The 17715-nt window shown below is 65.2% G+C and carries 18 protein-coding genes; 8 read left to right on the plus strand and 10 right to left on the minus strand.

Annotated features, from left to right (window positions below):
* The first annotated feature begins 37 nt into the window (after positions 1-37).
* Positions 38-538, plus strand: a complete 501-nt coding sequence (gene secB, locus HNP71_RS01515) for a protein-export chaperone SecB (RefSeq protein ID WP_183265070.1) — start codon at positions 38-40, stop codon at positions 536-538.
* 42 nt (positions 539-580) lie between these two features.
* Here secB and HNP71_RS01520 read toward each other — a convergent pair whose 3' ends face one another.
* Positions 581-1192, minus strand: coding sequence for a TlpA family protein disulfide reductase (locus tag HNP71_RS01520; RefSeq protein ID WP_246344012.1), 612 nt, complete (start codon positions 1190-1192; stop codon positions 581-583).
* On the opposite strand from HNP71_RS01520, the gene argH reads away from it, so the two are divergent.
* From argH to lysA, 3 genes are read left to right on the plus strand one after another with little or no spacing between them, the layout of a single operon-like run.
* On the plus strand, positions 1182-2588 hold the full coding sequence (gene argH, locus HNP71_RS01525; protein ID WP_343062172.1) for an argininosuccinate lyase: 1407 nt from the start codon (positions 1182-1184) through the stop codon (positions 2586-2588). The genes HNP71_RS01520 and argH overlap by 11 nt on opposite strands.
* The gene (locus HNP71_RS14050; protein ID WP_221246563.1) at positions 2585-2707 is read left to right on the plus strand and encodes a lipoprotein; all 123 of its coding nucleotides are present in this window, start codon (positions 2585-2587) and stop codon (positions 2705-2707) included. Before argH ends, HNP71_RS14050 begins: the two co-directional genes overlap by 4 nt.
* An 11-nt stretch (positions 2708-2718) precedes the next feature.
* On the plus strand, positions 2719-4032 hold the full coding sequence (gene lysA, locus HNP71_RS01530; RefSeq protein ID WP_183265072.1) for a diaminopimelate decarboxylase: 1314 nt from the start codon (positions 2719-2721) through the stop codon (positions 4030-4032).
* Between the two features lie 4 nt (positions 4033-4036).
* On the opposite strand, the gene HNP71_RS01535 is transcribed toward lysA, so the two are convergent.
* From HNP71_RS01535 to HNP71_RS01560, 6 genes are read right to left on the minus strand one after another with little or no spacing between them, the layout of a single operon-like run.
* The gene (locus tag HNP71_RS01535) at positions 4037-4909 is read right to left on the minus strand and encodes a copper resistance D family protein (RefSeq protein WP_183265073.1); all 873 of its coding nucleotides are present in this window, start codon (positions 4907-4909) and stop codon (positions 4037-4039) included.
* Positions 4909-5259, minus strand: a complete 351-nt coding sequence (locus HNP71_RS01540) for a copper resistance CopC family protein (protein ID WP_183265074.1) — start codon at positions 5257-5259, stop codon at positions 4909-4911. The genes HNP71_RS01535 and HNP71_RS01540 overlap by 1 nt, the downstream gene beginning before the upstream one ends.
* 25 nt (positions 5260-5284) lie before the next feature.
* A complete protein-coding gene (locus HNP71_RS01545) occupies positions 5285-5851 on the minus strand; it encodes a DUF3035 domain-containing protein (RefSeq protein ID WP_183265075.1) in 567 nt (188 codons plus the stop codon).
* 9 nt (positions 5852-5860) lie between these two features.
* Positions 5861-6349 carry a signal peptidase II gene (lspA, locus tag HNP71_RS01550; RefSeq protein WP_183265076.1) on the minus strand — a complete coding sequence of 163 codons (489 nt, stop codon included), beginning with the start codon at positions 6347-6349 and terminating at the stop codon, positions 5861-5863.
* The gene (gene ileS / locus HNP71_RS01555; protein ID WP_183265077.1) at positions 6349-9147 is read right to left on the minus strand and encodes an isoleucine--tRNA ligase; all 2799 of its coding nucleotides are present in this window, start codon (positions 9145-9147) and stop codon (positions 6349-6351) included. Before ileS ends, lspA begins: the two co-directional genes overlap by 1 nt.
* On the minus strand, positions 9144-10091 hold the full coding sequence (locus HNP71_RS01560; RefSeq protein ID WP_183265078.1) for a bifunctional riboflavin kinase/FAD synthetase: 948 nt from the start codon (positions 10089-10091) through the stop codon (positions 9144-9146). The genes ileS and HNP71_RS01560 overlap by 4 nt, the downstream gene beginning before the upstream one ends.
* 85 nt (positions 10092-10176) lie before the next feature.
* Between HNP71_RS01560 and HNP71_RS01565 the strand changes: the two genes are divergently transcribed.
* Positions 10177-11364: a DUF2125 domain-containing protein gene (locus HNP71_RS01565; RefSeq protein WP_183265079.1), complete on the plus strand. Its 1188-nt coding sequence runs from the start codon at positions 10177-10179 to the stop codon at positions 11362-11364.
* Here the strand turns inward: HNP71_RS01565 and HNP71_RS01570 are convergent.
* The 3 genes from HNP71_RS01570 to HNP71_RS01580 all read right to left on the minus strand — a co-directional run bounded on the left by HNP71_RS01570 (position 11354) and on the right by HNP71_RS01580 (position 13628).
* Complete coding sequence (locus HNP71_RS01570) at positions 11354-12025, minus strand: ParB-like protein (RefSeq protein WP_221246564.1); 672 nt, start codon at positions 12023-12025, stop codon at positions 11354-11356. The two genes, HNP71_RS01565 and HNP71_RS01570, sit on opposite strands and share 11 nt — an antisense overlap.
* Positions 12026-12110: 85 nt before the next feature.
* Entirely contained in the window at positions 12111-12737 is a 627-nt protein-coding gene (locus HNP71_RS01575; protein WP_183265080.1) for an MlaC/ttg2D family ABC transporter substrate-binding protein, read from the minus strand.
* 27 nt (positions 12738-12764) lie between these two features.
* Entirely contained in the window at positions 12765-13628 is an 864-nt protein-coding gene (locus HNP71_RS01580) for an MlaA family lipoprotein (protein WP_183265081.1), read from the minus strand.
* A gap of 122 nt (positions 13629-13750) precedes the next feature.
* Between HNP71_RS01580 and metF the strand changes: the two genes are divergently transcribed.
* The 3 genes from metF to HNP71_RS01595 are packed head-to-tail and all read left to right on the plus strand — an operon-like array spanning position 13751 to position 17698.
* Positions 13751-14689, plus strand: a complete 939-nt coding sequence (gene metF / locus HNP71_RS01585) for a methylenetetrahydrofolate reductase [NAD(P)H] (protein ID WP_183265082.1) — start codon at positions 13751-13753, stop codon at positions 14687-14689.
* Entirely contained in the window at positions 14686-16830 is a 2145-nt protein-coding gene (locus tag HNP71_RS01590) for an ATP-dependent helicase (protein WP_183265083.1), read from the plus strand. The genes metF and HNP71_RS01590 overlap by 4 nt, the downstream gene beginning before the upstream one ends.
* Complete coding sequence (locus tag HNP71_RS01595) at positions 16820-17698, plus strand: 50S ribosomal protein L11 methyltransferase (RefSeq protein WP_183265084.1); 879 nt, start codon at positions 16820-16822, stop codon at positions 17696-17698. The genes HNP71_RS01590 and HNP71_RS01595 overlap by 11 nt, the downstream gene beginning before the upstream one ends.
* The last annotated feature ends 17 nt before the right edge of the window (positions 17699-17715 follow it).

Below are 17715 nucleotides of genomic sequence, written 5' to 3' on the forward strand. Positions count from 1 at the left end.
GGGCGGGCCAGGACCACCCTACAGGAAATTTATAATCATGTCCGAGCAAGCGACCGCCCCGGCCCAGCCGCCCCTCGTCGTCAACATCCAGTACACCAAGGACCTGTCCTTCGAGGTGCCGAACGCCCCGGCGATCTTCACCAGCCTGCGTAGCGCCCCGCATGTGAACATCAACCTGGATGTGCAGGTCCGCCGGATCGAGGAAGCGCACACCGTGTTCGAAGTGACGCTGGCCGTGCGCGCCGAGGGCACCACCCCGACCGATGGCTCGGACAAGCCGACCGTGGTGTTCATCGCCGATCTCGCCTATGCTGGCGTGTTTACCCTCAACGGCGTGCCCGAGGCCCAGCACGAGCCGATCCTGCTCGTGGAATGCCCGCGCCTGCTCTTCCCCTTCGCCCGCAACATCCTGGCTGATGTCACCCGCGATGGCGGCCTGCCGCCGGTGATGCTGGGGCCGATCGACTTCGTCGGCCTGTGGCAGCAGCGCCGGTCCCAGCAGGGCCTGGCCAACATCCAGCCCATCGCCAACGCGTAACCAAAAAAAGCCCGGCAGCGCCAAACTGCCGGGCTTTTTTGTTCACAGCGGCACCGCGGCCGGCTTCTCCTTTTGCGGCTTTGCCAGCCCGCCCAGAAACTCGAACACCATTTGGGTGTTCCAATCGGCCGCGCCATCCAGCCGCGCCACCAACCGCCCTTCGGCGTCCAGCACGATCGTCACCGGCACGCCATCCGTATCCAGCACGTCCAGGCTATGGCCATCCGGGTCCAGCAGCACGGGCAGGTCGTGGATCTTGCGGCTAGCGAAAAACGGCTTCACCGCCGCCGCGCCGTCAACGTCGATGGCAATCGGCAGCACCAACCCGCCAAAGGGCTTGATGCGCTCGGCCAGGGCGGCGAGGCTCGGCAGTTCCTCGCCGCAGGGGCCACACCATGTGGCCCAGATATTCACCACCAGCACATGGCCCTTGTAATCCGCCAGTGTCAGCCTGCGCCCCTTGTCGGTGCTGAACACCAGCGGCGGCGCGGCGGAAGGGGTAAGCTGCGTCCAGGCCAAGGCGGCATCCGGCAGAGCATCTTCGCTGCTCTGCGCCACGGCGCGATTGCCCCAGGCGGCGGCAATGGCTAATCCAGGGGCGGCGGCGATGATGGATCGCCTGGATAGCAAAGGGCGCTTGGACGTGACGGACAAGAACAATTCTCCGGTAAAAGGCCAGCTGCAATGGGGCGGACGGTTCGGCGCCGGCCCCGATGCGGTGATGCAGGCCATTAATGTCTCGATCGGCTTCGACCGCAAGCTCTGGGCGCAGGACATTGCCGGCAGCCAGGCGCATGCCGCGATGCTGGCCAAGCAGGGCATCATCACTCCCGAGGATCAGGCCGCCATCAAGCGCGGACTGGAGGATATCGCCGACGACATCGAGGATGGCCGCTTCGGCTTCTCGGACGCGCTGGAGGACATCCACACCAATATCGAGGTCCGCCTGACCGAGCGCATCGGCGAGGCCGCACGCCGCCTGCACACCGCCCGCAGCCGCAACGACCAAGTGGCGACCGACTTCAAGCTCTATGTGCGCGAGGCCATCGACGGCATCCTGGCCCAGGTGAAGGATCTGATGCTCGCTTTGGCCGAGCGCGCCGCCGAGCATGCCGCCACGGTGATGCCGGGCTTCACCCATCTGCAAACGGCGCAGCCGGTCACCTTCGGGCATCATCTGCTGGCCTATGTGGAGATGCTGGGCCGCGATTCCGGCCGCCTGGAAGACGCCCGCAAGCGCCTCAACGAATGCCCTCTGGGCGCCGCCGCCCTGGCCGGCACGTCCTTCCCCATCGACCGCTTCGCCACCGCCACGGCGCTCGGCTTCGACCGCCCGACCGCCAACTCGCTCGATTCGGTCTCCGACCGCGATTTTGCGCTGGAATTCCTCTCGGCGCTGTCGATCATGGCGATGCATCTCTCCCGCTTCGCCGAGGAGATCATCATCTGGTGCTCCTCGCCCTACCGGCTGATCTCGCTCTCCGACGCCTTCACCACCGGCTCCTCGATCATGCCGCAGAAGCGCAACCCGGACGCCGCCGAGCTGACCAAGGCCAAGACCGGGCGCATCTTCGGCCATCTGCTCGGCCTGCTCACCGTGATGAAGGGCCTGCCCATGGCCTATGCCAAGGACATGCAGGAGGACAAGGAGCCGGTGTTCGACGCCGTGGACGCCATCACCCTCAGCCTCGCCGCCACGGCGGGCATGGTGCGCGACCTCACCGCCGACACCGCCCGCATGGCGGCCCTGGCGGGCAGCGGCTTCTCCACCGCCACGGACCTCGCCGACTGGCTGGTGCGGGTGCTGAAGATGCCCTTCCGCGACGCGCATCATGTCACGGGCCGCATCGTGCGTATCGCCGAGGAGCGCGGGGTGGATATCTCCGAGCTGTCCCTGGCCGAAATGCAATCCGTGGAGCCGCGCATCACGCAGGAGATTTTCGACGTGCTGACGGTTCAGGCCTCGGTCGCCTCGCGCACCAGCTTCGGCGGCACCGCGCCGCAGAACGTGGCCAAGGCCGCTGCCCTGTGGCTGGAGAAACTCAAATGAAGCCGCTGCTGGCCTTGCTCTGCCTGCTGGCGCTGGCGGGCTGCGGCCGGCGCGGCGCGCCCGTGCCGCCCGGCCCGGCGCAGGATATCGTCTACCCCCACCCCTACCCGTCTGAATAAAGTAACGACCCATGGCTGATGTTTATACCGGCGCGGAGCCGGATCTGGCGGCATTGCTCGCCGCCCGCCCGGCTTTCTCGATGAACGTGCGCGAAGGCCTGAGCTTCGAATCCGTGCCCCTGAACGCGATCGCGGACCAGTTCGGCACGCCCGTATGGGTGTATGGCGCGGGCAGCATCCGCGCGCGTTTCGCGGCACTCAAGGCGGCCTTCGCGGGCGAGAACCTGCCCGTGCATATCCATTACGCGGTTAAGGCCAACGACCATCTGGCCATCCTCAGCCAGTTCCAGCGCCTTGGCGCGGGGGCGGATGTGGTCAGCATCGGCGAGTTCCTGCGCGCCCGCCAGGCTGGCGTGGCGGCGGCGGATATCGTGTATTCCGGCGTCGGCAAATCGGCGGAGGAGCTGGAGACCGCACTGGGCCAGGGCATCGGGCAGATCAACGTGGAAAGCGCCGAGGAGCTGGAGATGCTCTCCGGCATCGCCACGCGGCTGGGCGTGACCGCCCCGGTGGTGCTGCGCATGAACCCGGATGTGGATGCCGGCACCCACGCCAAGATCACCACCGGCCTCGCCGAGAACAAATTCGGCATCGCGGCGGCGGATATCCCCGCCCTTTACGCCCACGCCGCCAGCCTGCCGGGGATCAGGGCGCTGGGTCTGGCGCTGCATATCGGCAGCCAGATCCTCTCCACCGAGCCCTACGCCAAGGCCTACGCCAAGGCCGCCGACATGGTGCGTGCCCTGCGCGACCAGAGGTTGAGCGTCGAGGTGCTGGACCTCGGCGGCGGCATCGGCATTGGCTACCATGACGAACCGGGCATGAATCTCGCCGCCTTCGCCGCCACGATCCGCCGCACGGTGGGTGATCTCGGCGTGCGGCTGATGGTGGAGCCGGGGCGGTATCTGGTGGGGCCGGCTGGCCTGCTGCTGGCCTCGGTGATTTTGCAGAAGCGCACGCAGAAGCGCTTCGTGGTGCTGGACGCCGCGATGAACGAGCTGATGCGCCCGGCGCTCTACGAGGCATGGCACGGCATCCTGCCCGTGGACCCGGCTTTGTTCCACACCGCGCAGACGCAAGCCGATGTCGTCGGCCCGATCTGCGAAAGCGCAGATTGCTTCGCCCAGGACCGCGCCTTGCCCGACCTGCCCCCCGGCACCCGCGTAGCGCTGCTGGATACTGGAGCCTACGGCGCGGTGATGAGCAGCGCCTATAACGCCCGCCCGCGCGCTGCTTCGGTGCTGGTCGATGGCGGCAAGGCGGTGTTGATCACTCCACGCCAGCCCCCGCAGGACCTCTGGGCGGACGAGATCGTTCCCGCCTAAGACCTTACATCCCCGCCATGCCAGCCATGGCGGGGGGCTCCAGTTGCAATAGCACCCCGGCGGCGAGCAGAACGGCAAAACCAAGACCGATTTCCAGCGCCACGGTGCGACATAAGGCGGCGCGGCTGCCCGGCAGGCTTGGGGTGAGACGAAACTTGTTGCGCGCGGCTAGGCCAATGAGCACCGCCAGCGCCAGGAGCTTCGCGCTGACCAAGGCACCATAGGCCGAGGAAAACAGCGCCCCCACCCCGCCGATCAGCAGTACGAACTGCACCACCGCCGCGCTCAACAGCACGGCCACGCAGGCCATGCCCAACGGCGAGAAGCGCCTCGCCAGGCGCGCGGCTTCATCCCCCGGCAAATGCCGTAGCGCCAGCAACAGCGCCGGCAACGTACCCAGCCACAACGCTGCCCCGGCCAGATGTAGCACGGCGCTGGCCAGCAGCACATTACCCTCCGGCCCGTTCATGGCTCCGCCATGCCCCAGCCAAGCCTGGGCCAACACGCCGCCCAACCCCAGCAGGGCGGCAGGGCGCGTCCAACCTGCTTGGAACAGCAGCATGGCCAGCAGCAGCACGGCCACACGCCCCAGCAGCAGCGCGCCGAAGCGCGTATCCTGCGCCACGATCGGACTGGCGGTGATGATATCAGCCCAGCCCTGGGCCGCGGCGAAATACGCTGTTTGCAGCAGAAACCATCCCGCTCCCGCTCCAAGCGCCAGGGCGAAGCCGCCCCAGGCCAGAAGTTTAAGCCCCGGCACCCGCGCCCCGCGCAGCAGCGTGGCGGCCAGGACCATGGTGCCGGACACGGAAAAACACCCAGCCAGATGCAGCCCCCGGCACAACCCGCGCAGCACCAGCCAAGCGGGACTGTCCATTAAGGGGAGACGGTGAAGCTGAAGCTGCCCTGGGTCTTGTGCGTGTCCTGCGAGAGGGCATGCCACGTCACGACATATTTGCCCGGCGCGGTGATGTGCATGGGCACGGCCAGCTCGTTCTCATGCCCAGGCACGGGTTGGGGCTTGGCGGTTTGCACCTGCGCACCGTCCGGCCCGGCCACCGTCACGGTGCAGAAAGGCACTTCCAGCCCCTCGGTATAGGTGAGCAGAAGCTGCGCGGGCGGGGTGGCGACTACGGCGCCGACGCTGGGCTCAGCACTCTTGAGGAAGGCATGAGCAAAGGCGGGAGCCGGCGCGAACACGGCCAGCAGCGGCAGCAAACGCTTCATCACCGCCCCTCCCGTCCTACGCCGTTCAGAACCAGCCGAACAGGCGCTGGAAAACCCCCTGCGACTGGTTGCTGTTCTGCGGCGTGGCGCCGGTGGTCACCGGCTGGCCGAGCGCCTGATTCTCCTGCAGGCGCTTCTGCTCTGCCGGGGCGTTCACCGTGGGCTGCGGCGCCGGGCCGGATCCCATCAGGCCGGAGACAAAGCCCTGCGGCTTGCTGGCGATCATCGCGTTCTGGTTCACCTGGGCGCGGATATCGCCCTGCGGCGCGGGACCAGCCTGCTCCAGCAAAGCCTGCTCACCCGGCGTGGTGTTGCTCGGTGGCGCGGTGATAGCGTTCTGCGGCGAGACAATATTCGCGCCTTCTTGTGCGGCGTCCACCTGCTGCGGGCGCGGCTCGCCGGGATTGGGCTGCTGCAGCTGGCCGAGTTCAGGCGGCAAGGAGAGTGGGGCCTCGGTGCCGACCTGGAAGGCGTCCGGCGGCGTATTGGTGAGGCCCAGGGTCTTGCGGGTACCCTCCGTGCACCCGGCGAGCGCCAGGGCAAGGGCGATGGTGGCGGCAGCGGCAACGGGGCGGGCGAGAACAGATTTCATGGCGTCTTCCTAACCTTCCCCCGGGTTAGCCGCAACGGGGGGCTTTTGTAACAGATTTTCCAGCATCAGCGCGACAACACCGCAGACAATTGCGGAATCCCCGACATTGAACACCCAGGGGTAGTACAACCCGCCCAGATGCGCCTGGAGGAAATCCACCACCGCGCCGAAGCGCAAACGGTCGATGACATTGCCGATGGCCCCGCCCGCGATGGCCCCCACCGCGAGGGTGACCACCCATTTCTGCGTGCGCCACATCCAGGTGAACAGCGCCAGCACTACGACACTGGCGATGAGGGCCAGCAGGATTTTAGCCCCCGCCCCGGCGAACAGCCCGAAGGTGATGCCGTGATTCCACACCAGCACGAGGTTGAGGAACGGCGCCACGGTGAGCAGATGCCCGTCCTGCAGCCCCAGCGGGTTGAGGACGAGATATTTGCTCCACTGGTCCACCCCCAGAACCAGGGCTGCGACAAGGAACCCGGCCAGACGGCGCATCAGGCGGCGTCCACCGCGTCGCAGCAGCGGCGGCAGAGCGTGGGGTGTTTGGCAATGCTCCCCACCTCGGGCAGTACTTTCCAGCAGCGCTCGCATTTCTGGCCCTGCGCGGCGATAGCCGTGTCGTTCTCGCCGAAACTCACCGCCGAGGTGATGCAGATATCCGCCCAGAGTGCCGCGTCATCCAGCACGGCGCGGGCCTCGGCGGAGAGCACTGCCTCGGCCTGGAGCGAGGAGCCGATGGCCTTGTCGCGGCGCATCTCCTCGATGGCGCCAGTGACATTGCCGCGATGCTCGCGGATCTTGCCGAAGATCTCCGCCAGCGCATCGTCGCGCCACGCAGCCGGAACTTCGGGGAACAGCTCCAGATGCACGGAAGTCTCCGCACCGAAGCGGGTGACCCAGGCTTCCTCAGCGGTGAAAGGCAGCGCCGGAGCCAGCCAGGTAGCCAGGCAGCGGTGCAGGATGTCGAGGAAGCTGCGGCAGGCGCGGCGCTTTTCGGCGGCGGGCGCGTCGCAATACAGGCTGTCCTTGCGGATATCGAAGTAGAAGGCCGAAAGATCGGTGGCGCAGAAATGATGGATGGCCGGGTACACGCCGGTCCAGTCATGCCCCCGCACCGCCGCTTCAATCTTGCCGTTCAACTCCCATAGCCGGTGCAGCATGAAGCGCTCCAGCGCCGGGAAGCTCGCCTCGGGCACGCGCTCGGCCTCGGTGAAGCCATCCAGCGAGCCCAGCACCCAGCGCAGCGTGTTGCGCAGGCGGCGGTAAAGCTCGGCCTGCTGCTTGAGGATTTCGGGACCGATGCGCAAATCTTCCGATGTGTCGGAGTTCATCACCCACAGGCGCAGAATGTCCGCGCCGTATTTGTCGTTCACCTCCTGCGGGGCGGTGACGTTGCCGAGCGATTTGGACATCTTGCGGCCCTGCTCGTCGAGCACGAAGCCGTCCGTTACGATGGTCTTGAACGGCGCGACGCCGCGCGTGCCGACGGATTCCAGCAGCGAGGCCTGGAACCAGCCGCGATGCTGGTCGGAGCCTTCGAGATAGATATCGGCAGGGGTGGGAATGCCACGCGCTTCCAGCACAAAAGCATGGGTCGAACCGGACTCGAACCACACATCCACCACGTCGAAAATCTGCTCGTAGTTATCGGGGTTGCGGTCGGGGCCTAGGAAGTCGGAAGCCGGACGGGCGTACCACGCATCGGCGCCCTCTTTGGTGAAGATGTCCACCACGCGCTGCATCACCGCCGCGTCGCGCAGCGGTTCGTGCGTGGTCTTATCAACAAAAATCGCAATCGGCACGCCCCAGGCACGCTGGCGCGAGATGCACCAATCGGGGCGGGATTCCACCATCGAGCGGATGCGGTTGCGCCCGATCTCTGGCACAAATTTCGTATTGTCGATGGCGGCAAGCGCCTTGTTGCGGATCTCGTCCTTACCGTCCATGCGGATGAACCACTGCGCGGTGGCACGGTAGATCAGCGGCGCCTTGGAGCGCCAGCTATGCGGATAAGAGTGCAGGAACTCGTTACGATGCAGCAGCGCGCCCGCTTCCTTCAGTTTCTCGCAGACAGGATCGGCGGCTTTATAAACATGCAGACCAGCGAAAAGCGGCACGCTGGCGTAATAGGTGCCGTCCGCATCCACCGTATCCGGCACCACGATGCCATGCGCCTTGCAGAGAGCAAAATCGTCCTCACCATGGCCGGGGGCCATGTGCACAATGCCGGTACCGGCATCGGCGGTCACAAAGTCACCTAACAAGACCGGAGAATTATCAGTGTATAGCTTGTCCTCAGGACTGTAGAGGGGGTGCCTACAAATTACGTTTGAGTCCCGTCCGCCAAGCTCTGAGCCCTTATAGGACTTGAGCTCTATGCAGCTTTCTATGCCAACGGTGTTTGTAAATTGGACCAGCAGCTCACGCGCGACCACAAGTCGCTCGCCAACACGCGCCAAGGAGCCGTCCTTAACCGCTGTTACCTGGACCAAAACATACTCAAGGGTAGGGTTTACTGCGAGAGCACGGTTACCAGGGATGGTCCATGGTGTCGTGGTCCAGATAACCAAAGATGCACCAAGCAGATCGGGTTCAGAGGAGCTGTTAGATCCAAAGTAAAGGAAGATCCGGAACCGCACGTAAATCGCGGTGTCCTTCTTGTCGTAATACTCGACCTCGGCTTCGGCGAGCGCGGTCTTTTCCACCGGGCTCCACATCACCGGGCGCAGGCCGCGATAGAGCGCGCCGTTGAGCAGGAACCGGCCGATCTCACCCGCGATCAGCGCCTCGGAGGCGAAATCCATAGTGGCGTATCGGTTGGCCCAATCCCCGGCCACGCCGAGGCGCTGGAACTCGGCGGACTGCACGTCCAGCCAGTGCTGCGCGTATTCGCGGCATTCCTTGCGGAATTCCAGAACCGGCACTTGGTCCTTATCCAGCTTCTTGGCCCGGTATTTTTCCTCGACCTTCCACTCGATGGGCAGGCCGTGGCAATCCCAACCAGGGATGTAATCGGCATCCTTGCCCGCCATCTGCTGGGCGCGGTTGATGACATCCTTATGAATCTTGTTCAGCGCGTGGCCGATATGCAGATTGCCGTTGGCGTAGGGCGGGCCGTCATGCAGCACAAATTTCGGCCGCCCCTTGCCCGCCGCGCGGAGCTTTTGCCACAGCCCCATCTCTTCCCAGCGCTTAAGCATCTCCGGCTCGCGCTTGGGCAGTTCGCCGCGCATGGGGAACTCGGTGCGCGGCAGGAATACTGTGGCTTTGTAATCTGGGGTGCTGTCAGTCATGGGCTCTGGGGTTTCTCTTGATTTTCGTCGCTGTCAAGCATGCGACGAGCCTGGGTGGCGTCGGCCTCGATCTGCGCCTTCAGCGCCTCGAAGCTGGGAAATTTCTGCTCCTCGCGGAGGAAATGGTGCAGATAGATGGTGATCTCCCGGCCATACAGATCGCCGGAGAAATCGAAGAAATGCGCCTCCAGCCGGGATTCGGTGCCGCCCACGGTAGGGCGCTGGCCGATATTGGCGACACCCTTCACCACCGCGTCATCAATGCGGGCAGTGACGGCATACACCCCGCGCTGCGGCTCCAGATGCCGCCCGAGGGGGATATTGGCGGTGGGGAAGCCGATAGTGCGGCCGCGCTTGTCGCCATGCATCACCTCACCACGGATGGATGGCGGGCGCCCGAGCAGCGCCGCGGCGCGCTCCGGATAACCGTCCTGGATCAGGCGGCGGATGCGCGATGAGGAAATCGGCCCTTCCTGATCCGTCACCGGCGGCACGATGGTCAGCCCCATGCCCAGCGCCTCGGCGCGGGCCGCGAGGAAAGCGACATCGCCGCCCCGCCGGTGGCCGAAAGCGAAATCCGCGCCGCAGACAAGATGTACGGCCCCCAAGCCCTGGTGCAGAACCTCCCCCACGAACTCCTCGGCCGAGAGGTGTGCAAAAGCGGCATCGAAGGGCAGTTCGTACAGATATTGCACGCCGAGCCCCGCCAGCGCCGCCGCGCGCTCGGTGGAGAGGGTTAGGCGGAACGGCGGGTCCTGCGGGCGGAAGAATTCACGCGGATGCGGCTCGAAGGTGAGCACGGCGCGCGGCGCGTCCGGCCGGGCGGCGTGGGCGGCGCGCAGCACCGCCGCGTGGCCCAGATGCACACCGTCGAAATTCCCCAGCGCGATGGTGGCGCCGCGAGCCTCGGGGGGCAGGCCGCGCCAGTCGTGAAAAATCTTCATGCCGGTGCAAAAGCGCCAACACTTGGCCGCAGGTCAAGGGTGGGGCATGAAGATCACATAGACTAGGAACGGAGCGGGTCATCTCATGCGGGGTATTTTCAAGCTGCTGGCCGGTATCGTGGTGGCGCTGGCCGTGGTTTGGGCCGGGTTGTGGTGGTACGCGCAGACGCGGCTGCAAGCCGTGCTGAAGGCTTATGCCGCCGAGATGACGCCCGCGGACGGCTCCTCCAGCCTGAGCTATGACCGCATCTCGGGCGGCGGCTTCCCCTTCTCCGCCAAGGCCACCATCGCCAACCCGAACCTGACCGTGCCCCTGCCCGGCAGCCAGATCCCCGGCCCGCTGGCGCTGAATGTCGCCTATGTCACGCTGCGGATCGACCTGCTCAACCCGCTGGTGCTGCATATCGACGTACCGGACAAAATCACCGGCCATGTGCCTCAGGGCGAAGGCGCCGTGACCTTCACCAGCTTCGACGCGACGGCGAAGCTGAGCCCGGCGGCGCTGTTCAACCCGCACGTCTTCGCCGTCAGCGGCGTGGACACGACAATCACCGGCGTCAACGTACTGGCCTCCAGCGGCAGCCTGCAGGTGCTGCATATCGACAGCATCCGCACTCACCAGGCAGTGCTTCCCTCGGCCAGCCCGGCCCAGACCGGCCTCACGCTGACCGAGGATTTCCAAGGCATCTCCCTGCCTGGCTGGCTCACCCAGCTGCTGCGCGTGCCGTTCAAGGGGCAGGTGGCGCATCTGGGCATAAATTTGGCGCTCTCCGGCCCTCTGGATTGGCCAGCCCTCTCGCAGCAGCTCCAGGCCACGCCGCAAGGGCCGGAGCGGACAAGAGTTCTGGTTAACGCGCTGCATGGCTGGGCCAACCAGGGCGGCAACGGCACGGGCAGCTTGAACCTCGTGGCGGGGCCGACCACGCTGAGCGCCGCCGGCACTGTGAAGTTCGACACCAATGTCCAACCCAACGGCACGGTGGACGTCACCGCCGACCACCTGGACGCCCTGACCGCCGCGATCACCGCCTCCTATCCGCAGGCACAGGACAGCATCAACCAGATCGAGGCGCAGCTCGCACCCTATATCTCCGCCAGCGCCACTGGCGGGCAGGAGCTGACCATCCACGCCACCTATGGCAGCAGCGGCATCATGGCGAATGGGACGAAACTGGGCGAGATGCCGCCGCTGGACTGGAGCCTGCTGACCAGCCCGCCGCCGGCCCAGGCGCCGGGCGATGGCTCAGGCGCGGCCGCCGGGACTAATCCTTAAGGACAGGGCCACACCAGCCGGGCAGATACCCAGCCTCCTGCTCCTTGGCGAGACTCAGGGCGTGCTGCAACGCCTTGTCCGGGTTATCCTCCAGCAATGACGGCTTGATGCACCGGCGCAGGTAATCAGCCCAGAGGAACTCGCTGTAAGGCGTGGTATCCTTGGCGTAGCCCCCGGCCCGGCGCAGCGCCCCGGCTAGGCTGCGATACGGATCATCCTCCATCTCGCCCACATGCTTGGGCAAGTGCTTGGGGGCGCGCCGCTCGCCCTTGGCGTCGTAGAGATGCATCCAAGCGCGATTGTCGAGATAGACCCAGAAGGCCTCAGGCTCCAGTGCCGAAAGATCGGCGACCACCGTCGTCGCCACATCCTCCACCCCTTCCTCGAGCAATGCGCGGGCGAGATGATGATGGTCTATGATATAAGATTTGCCCCCGGGCCCCAGCACCACCGGGATAAGATGCTGCCCCAGATATTCCGCCTTTTGCTCCGCCGCGCGGGTGCGCCATTCCTTACGCTTCTGCGCCACCTCGCGCAGGCCGATGGTTAGCTGCGTCGGGCGTAATTGCTTGATTTTGACGGGGATTAGCCGAGGTTCGCGCGCGAATGTCATCATGCCCTCATGCAACAAAGCCACGCCGGAGGCAGAACTGCCCGCCACGGCGCAGCCATGTTGCTGAAGACTTAACGGCGGTCATTGAACTGGATCAAATCCAGCTAAAAAATCCGCCGCCCAGTGGCAGAAACTACTGCTGGGCCTCTGTGGCCTTCTCGATCTGGTTCTGCATCGCGTTCAGCAGGGCCGAGACATTGCCGCCATTATCGGTGATGACGGAGGCGTAGTCGTTGCGCGTGGTGATGCACATCGAGGTCCCGGCCACGATCACGTCGGTGATTTGCGGCTTGCCGCCGATCTCATCCACCTGCCAGGCCACATCCGCCGGGGCCTTGCCGGGGGTGTTGATGGTTGTGTCCACCAGCATGCCATTCCCCTGCGGCTTGGCGCCGTTCACGGTGAAGCTGATGCCCTGATACGCCTTGATCTGGTAGGTGATGTTGTACGAGAGCAGCTGGTGGAAGAGCTGCTGGAATTTGTCGTGCTGCGCCGGGGTGGCAATGTTGATGTAGCGCCCCAGCACGTAATCCCCCACTTGGTTCACGGCCACGATCTGGTTGACCAGAGTACGCAGCTGCGCGGCCTTGTCGGCCGCCGAGCCATTGCCGTTGACGATGGCCACAAGCTGCTGGCCGGATTGGTTGATGAAGCTCTGAGCATCAGAGGCGGTAATGGCGCGGGCCGGGGAGATACCCGCCATCACGCCCAGAATCGGCGCGGCCATGGCGGCACCCAGGATAAAGCGGCGGAAATGCATGTCTGTCCTCGTGTCCTTAATTGAGCGTTAATGCGCGTAGTACGGCGTGCCGGGTGCGCCATTGGCCCCCTGCAGGTCGTTCTGCCGAATTAACTGCAATTGTGAGTCACGAGATTGGCGATAAAGGCTCCGGAATGTGGCATAGGGGTCCAGCGCCGTGGCGTTGATCTGGTCGATGGTGTCCAGATACTGGGCTCGGGTGTTGATCAGGTGCAACCCACCCTCGGCATAGCCGAAATCGTTAAGCGCGGTGTTCGCGGGCGCCAGTTCCATCGGGGTGGCGAAGAACTGCACGGGGATCTGCCAGAAATCACGCAGGCCGGACGGGCCAAACACCGGCAAGTACAGATACGGGCCGGAGGAGAACCCCCACACGGCGAGCGTCAGGCCGAAATCGGTGTCCGTCTCCTTGTAGCCCAGCGCGCTGGCGGGGTCGAAAATGCCGCCAATGCCGATGGTGGAGTTGATGAGGAAGCGCATCAGCGAAGTGCCGGCATCCGTGGGCAGGCCGGAGAGCATGAAGTTCACCGTACGCGCGGGCTCGTTGATGTTGTCTGTAAAGTATCCAACATGGGTGCGGATGGGCTGGGTGGTGATGGCCACATACCCCTTGGCCACCGGCTTCATGGCGTATTTGTCTAGCGTATTGTTGACCTTGAAGAAGGTCCGGTTGGTAGGCTCCAGCGGATCGTTGAGCTGCTGGTAAGCCTGATAATCGGCGGTGTCCGATTTCGGCGGCGGGGTGGCGCAGCCGGACAGGCCGATCGCCAGCAGCGACGCCCCCAGCCCCAGAACCTGCCCAACGCGGCGTTTAAAGCCCTTCACGTGATTCACCCGCACCTTATAGCCTCCTTCGCGGCGCGCCCAGTGAACGGCGCGGCCAAATATCATGTGATGTTCATTACCCCGGCTTCAACCGTGGCGCTACCTCCGCCCCCGCATGCGCGTTAGACCTTGCGTAAATGTGGCGGTGCTGCCACGACACGGGCCCGATAGAGCTATATATAGAGCAAATGACCCACTCCCCTACCCCCGATACGCTGGAACGCTGGGCCTCGGGCACGCGCATCGCCCCGCTGCCCACGCGCGAGGGCTTGGCCCCGCCCGCCATCTCCTTCGAGTTCTTCCCGCCGAAAACCCCGGCGCTGGAAGCGCAGCTCTGGACCTGTATCGAGCGTCTGGCCACGCTGCGCCCGAATTTCGTCTCCGTGACCTACGGCGCGGGCGGCAGCACGCAGGAGCGCACCCACGCCACCGTGTTGCGCATCGTGCAGGAGACCGACCTGACCCCGGCGGCGCATCTCACCTGTGTGGGGGCCACGCGTGAGGCTGTAGATGACGTCGCCCGGCGCTACTGGGAGGCTGGGGTGCGGCATATCGTGGCCCTGCGCGGCGATGCACCAAATGGCGAGAACTACGTGCCGCATCCGGGCGGCTACGCCTTCGCGGCCGATCTGGTAACCGGGCTGAAGAAAGTCGCGGATTTCGAGATCACCGTCGCCGCCTACCCGGAGACCCACCCGCAGGCGGCGAGCCCCGAAGCTGACCTAGACAACCTCAAGCGCAAGCTCGATGCCGGGGCCACCCGCGCCATCAGCCAGGTTTTCTTCGACAACGCCATCTTCCTGCGCTTCCTCGACCGCGCTTTGGCCGCTGGCATCAAGGCGCCGATCGTGCCGGGGATCATGCCGGTCACCAACTTCACCCAGGCTGAGAAATTCTGCGCCGCCTGCGGCACCTCGGTGCCCAAATGGATGGCCGGGATGTTCGAGGGGCTGGATGACGACGTGGAAACGCGGCGCATGGTCTCGGCGGCGGTGGCGGCCGAGCAGGTGCGCCTGCTCCAAGCCAACGGCATCGACGAATTCCATTTCTACACCCTCAACCGGCCGGACCTGACCTACGCCATCGCCCGTATCCTGGGCGTGAAGCCGCAGCCCAAAGCCGCATGAGCGATTATCTCGCCGGGCTGAACCCGGCCCAGCGCGATGCCGTGGAAACCACCGAGGGGCCGGTGCTGGTGCTGGCCGGCGCCGGTACGGGCAAGACTCGCGTACTTACCACCCGCTTCGCGCATCTGCTGCTGACCAAACGGGCCTTCCCCAACCAGATTCTAACCGTCACCTTCACCAACAAGGCGGCGCGGGAGATGCGCGAGCGTCTGCACCGCCTGCTCGGCCAGCCGGTGGAGGGCCTGTGGCTCGGCACCTTCCACGCTTTGTGCGCACGCATGCTGCGCCGCTTCGCCGAGCGCGTGGGGCTGACCTCCGATTTCTCCATCCTGGACACCGACGACCAGTTCCGCCTGCTCAAGCAGATTATGGAAGCCGCGCATATCGACACCAAGCGCTGGCCCGCCAACGCGTTGATGACGCAAATTCAACGTTGGAAAGACAAGGGTTACCTGCCCGGCCAGATCCCCGCGAACGAGTCGAGTGACTTCGCCAACGGCAAGGCCGAGGCCTTGTACAAGGCGTATCAGGACCGGCTGAAATCGCTCAACGCCGTGGATTTCGGCGATCTGCTGCTGCTCATGGTGAACCTGCTCAAAACCGATGCCGAGGTATTAAGCACCTATCAGCGCATGTTCCGCTACATCTTGGTGGACGAATACCAGGACACCAATTTGGTGCAGTATTACTGGCTGCGGCTGCTGGCCCAAGGGCACAAGAATATCTGCTGCGTGGGCGATGACGACCAAAGCATCTATTCCTGGCGCGGCGCCGAGATCGAGAACATCCTGAAATTCGAACGCGATTTCCCCGGCGCGAAAGTCATCCGGTTGGAGGCGAATTACCGTTCCACCGCGCCGATTCTGGCCGCCGCCTCGCACCTCATCGCCCATAACGAGGGCCGGTTGGGCAAGACGCTCCATCCCGGCCGGGTTGATGCCGATGGCGAGCCTGTGGAAGTGGTCGCTGTGTGGGACTCGGAGGAAGAGGCCCGCATGATCGCCTCGCGCGCCGAGTCGCTCTGGCGCGCCAAGCACAAGCTATCGGAAGTGGCGATTCTGGTGCGCGCCGGGTTCCAGACCCGCGCCTTCGAAGAACGGCTGATGGTGCTGGGCATCCCCTATCGCATCGTCGGCGGATTGCGCTTCTACGAGCGGCAGGAAATCCGCGACGCGCTGGCGTATCTGCGCCTGCTCGCTTTGCCCGCCTACGATCTCGCCTTCGAGCGCATCGTCAACCTGCCCAAGCGCGGCGTTGGCGAGGGCGCGATGCGCACCGTCCACGAGGCCGCGCGGGCGATGAACATCCCGCTCTACGCCGCCACGCAGAAGCTGGTGGCCGAAGGCGGGTTCAAGGGCAAACTGCGCGAGACTCTGCGCGGACTGCTAGAGAGCTTCGCGCGCTGGCGCGAGGAGCTGGCCCTGCGCGGCCCGGTGGTGGCGCTGGAGACGCTGCTCGACGAATCGGGCTATCTCGCCATGTGGAAGGCCGACAAATCCCCCGAAGCGCCGGGACGGCTTGAGAACCTGAAGGAACTCGTGCGCGCGCTCGCGGATTTCGAGACCCTGCCGCAATTCCTCGAGCACGTCTCGCTGGTGACGGAAAACGAGGATCAGGCCGGAGACGACAAGCTCTCAATGATGACGCTGCACGGCGCCAAGGGGCTGGAGTTCGACACGGTATTCCTCCCTGGCTGGGAGGAAGGGCTGTTCCCCAACCAGCGCGCGCTGGATGAAGGCGGCAATAAGAGCCTCGAAGAGGAGCGCCGGCTCGCTTATGTGGGCATCACCCGCGCCAAGCACCGCGCCATCATCAGCCACGCCGCCCGGCGCAAGAGCTATGCTGGCTGGCAGGACGCCATCCCCAGCCGCTTCCTCGACGAGCTGCCCGAGAACATGCTTCGCCATTCCGGCTCGGCGCAGACGCAACCTTACCGCCAGCCGCATATGTCGGCGGGCTTTCCCGTGCTGGCCAAGCGCCCCGCGCGAGCCAGCAAGATCCCCCTGGGCGCGCGCGTCTTCCACCAGAAATTCGGCTATGGCCGGGTGATCGCGGTGGAGGATGACCGGCTGGATATTGATTTCGAGACCTCTGGAGAGAAGCGCGTGCTGGACCGCTTCGTGGAACGACATGACACCTGAACTGCTCGACTGCATCACCATCCGCGTGCCCGCGGACGCATTGGAAACCTTCGAGGCGGCGCTCTCCAGCGTCTGCCGCGCCGTGTCCTTCTACCACGATGAAGACGTGGACGAATGGGACATCCAGGGCGTGAAGGAGCGCGGCGAATATGAGGACGAGCTGGCATCCGCGCTGCTGATCGCGCGCATCGTCTCCGGGCTGGAACCAGAGGTGAGCCGCGCCCTGGTGCCGGTGGCGGGCTGGCTCGCCCGCACGCAGATGGCCTTTCCCGAGCAGCTCATCGGTGAGCGCTTCGTGGTGCGCGGCACGCATATTTCGGACCCGCCGCTCCCGGGGCGCATCACCCTCACCCTCGATGCCGGGCTCGCCTTTGGCACTGGCGAGCACAACTCCACCCGCGGCTGCCTCGTCTCGCTGGAGCGGCTGGCTAAATTCCACCACCCGCAACACATCCTGGATCTGGGCACCGGATCGGGCATTCTGGCCATCGCGGCGGCGAAGCTGATGGGGCAGCGTGTGCTGGCCTCGGACATCGATTTCCGCGCCGCCCGCGTGGCCAATGCCAACGCCAAGCTGAACGGCGTGGCGGGGCTGGTGCATGCCATCCGCGCCGATGGCTGGATGGACAAGCTGATCACCCGCCAGGGGCCTTATGATCTGGTGTTCGCCAACATCCTGGCCCGGCCGCTTTGCGCCATGGCGCATCAGCTAGCGGCGCATCTGGCCCCGGGGGGACGTGCCATTCTCGCCGGGCTGCTGAACACCCAGGCGAACTGGGTGCTCTCGGCCCACCGCCGTGCCGGGCTGGTGCTGGAACACCGGCTCGTCGATGGCGCGTGGTCGATCCTGACGCTGAAAAAGCCGTAAAAAAGGCTGCACCCAAA

It is taken from the genome of Acidocella aromatica (assembly GCF_014201825.1).
Lineage (GTDB): Bacteria > Pseudomonadota > Alphaproteobacteria > Acetobacterales > Acetobacteraceae > Acidocella > Acidocella aromatica.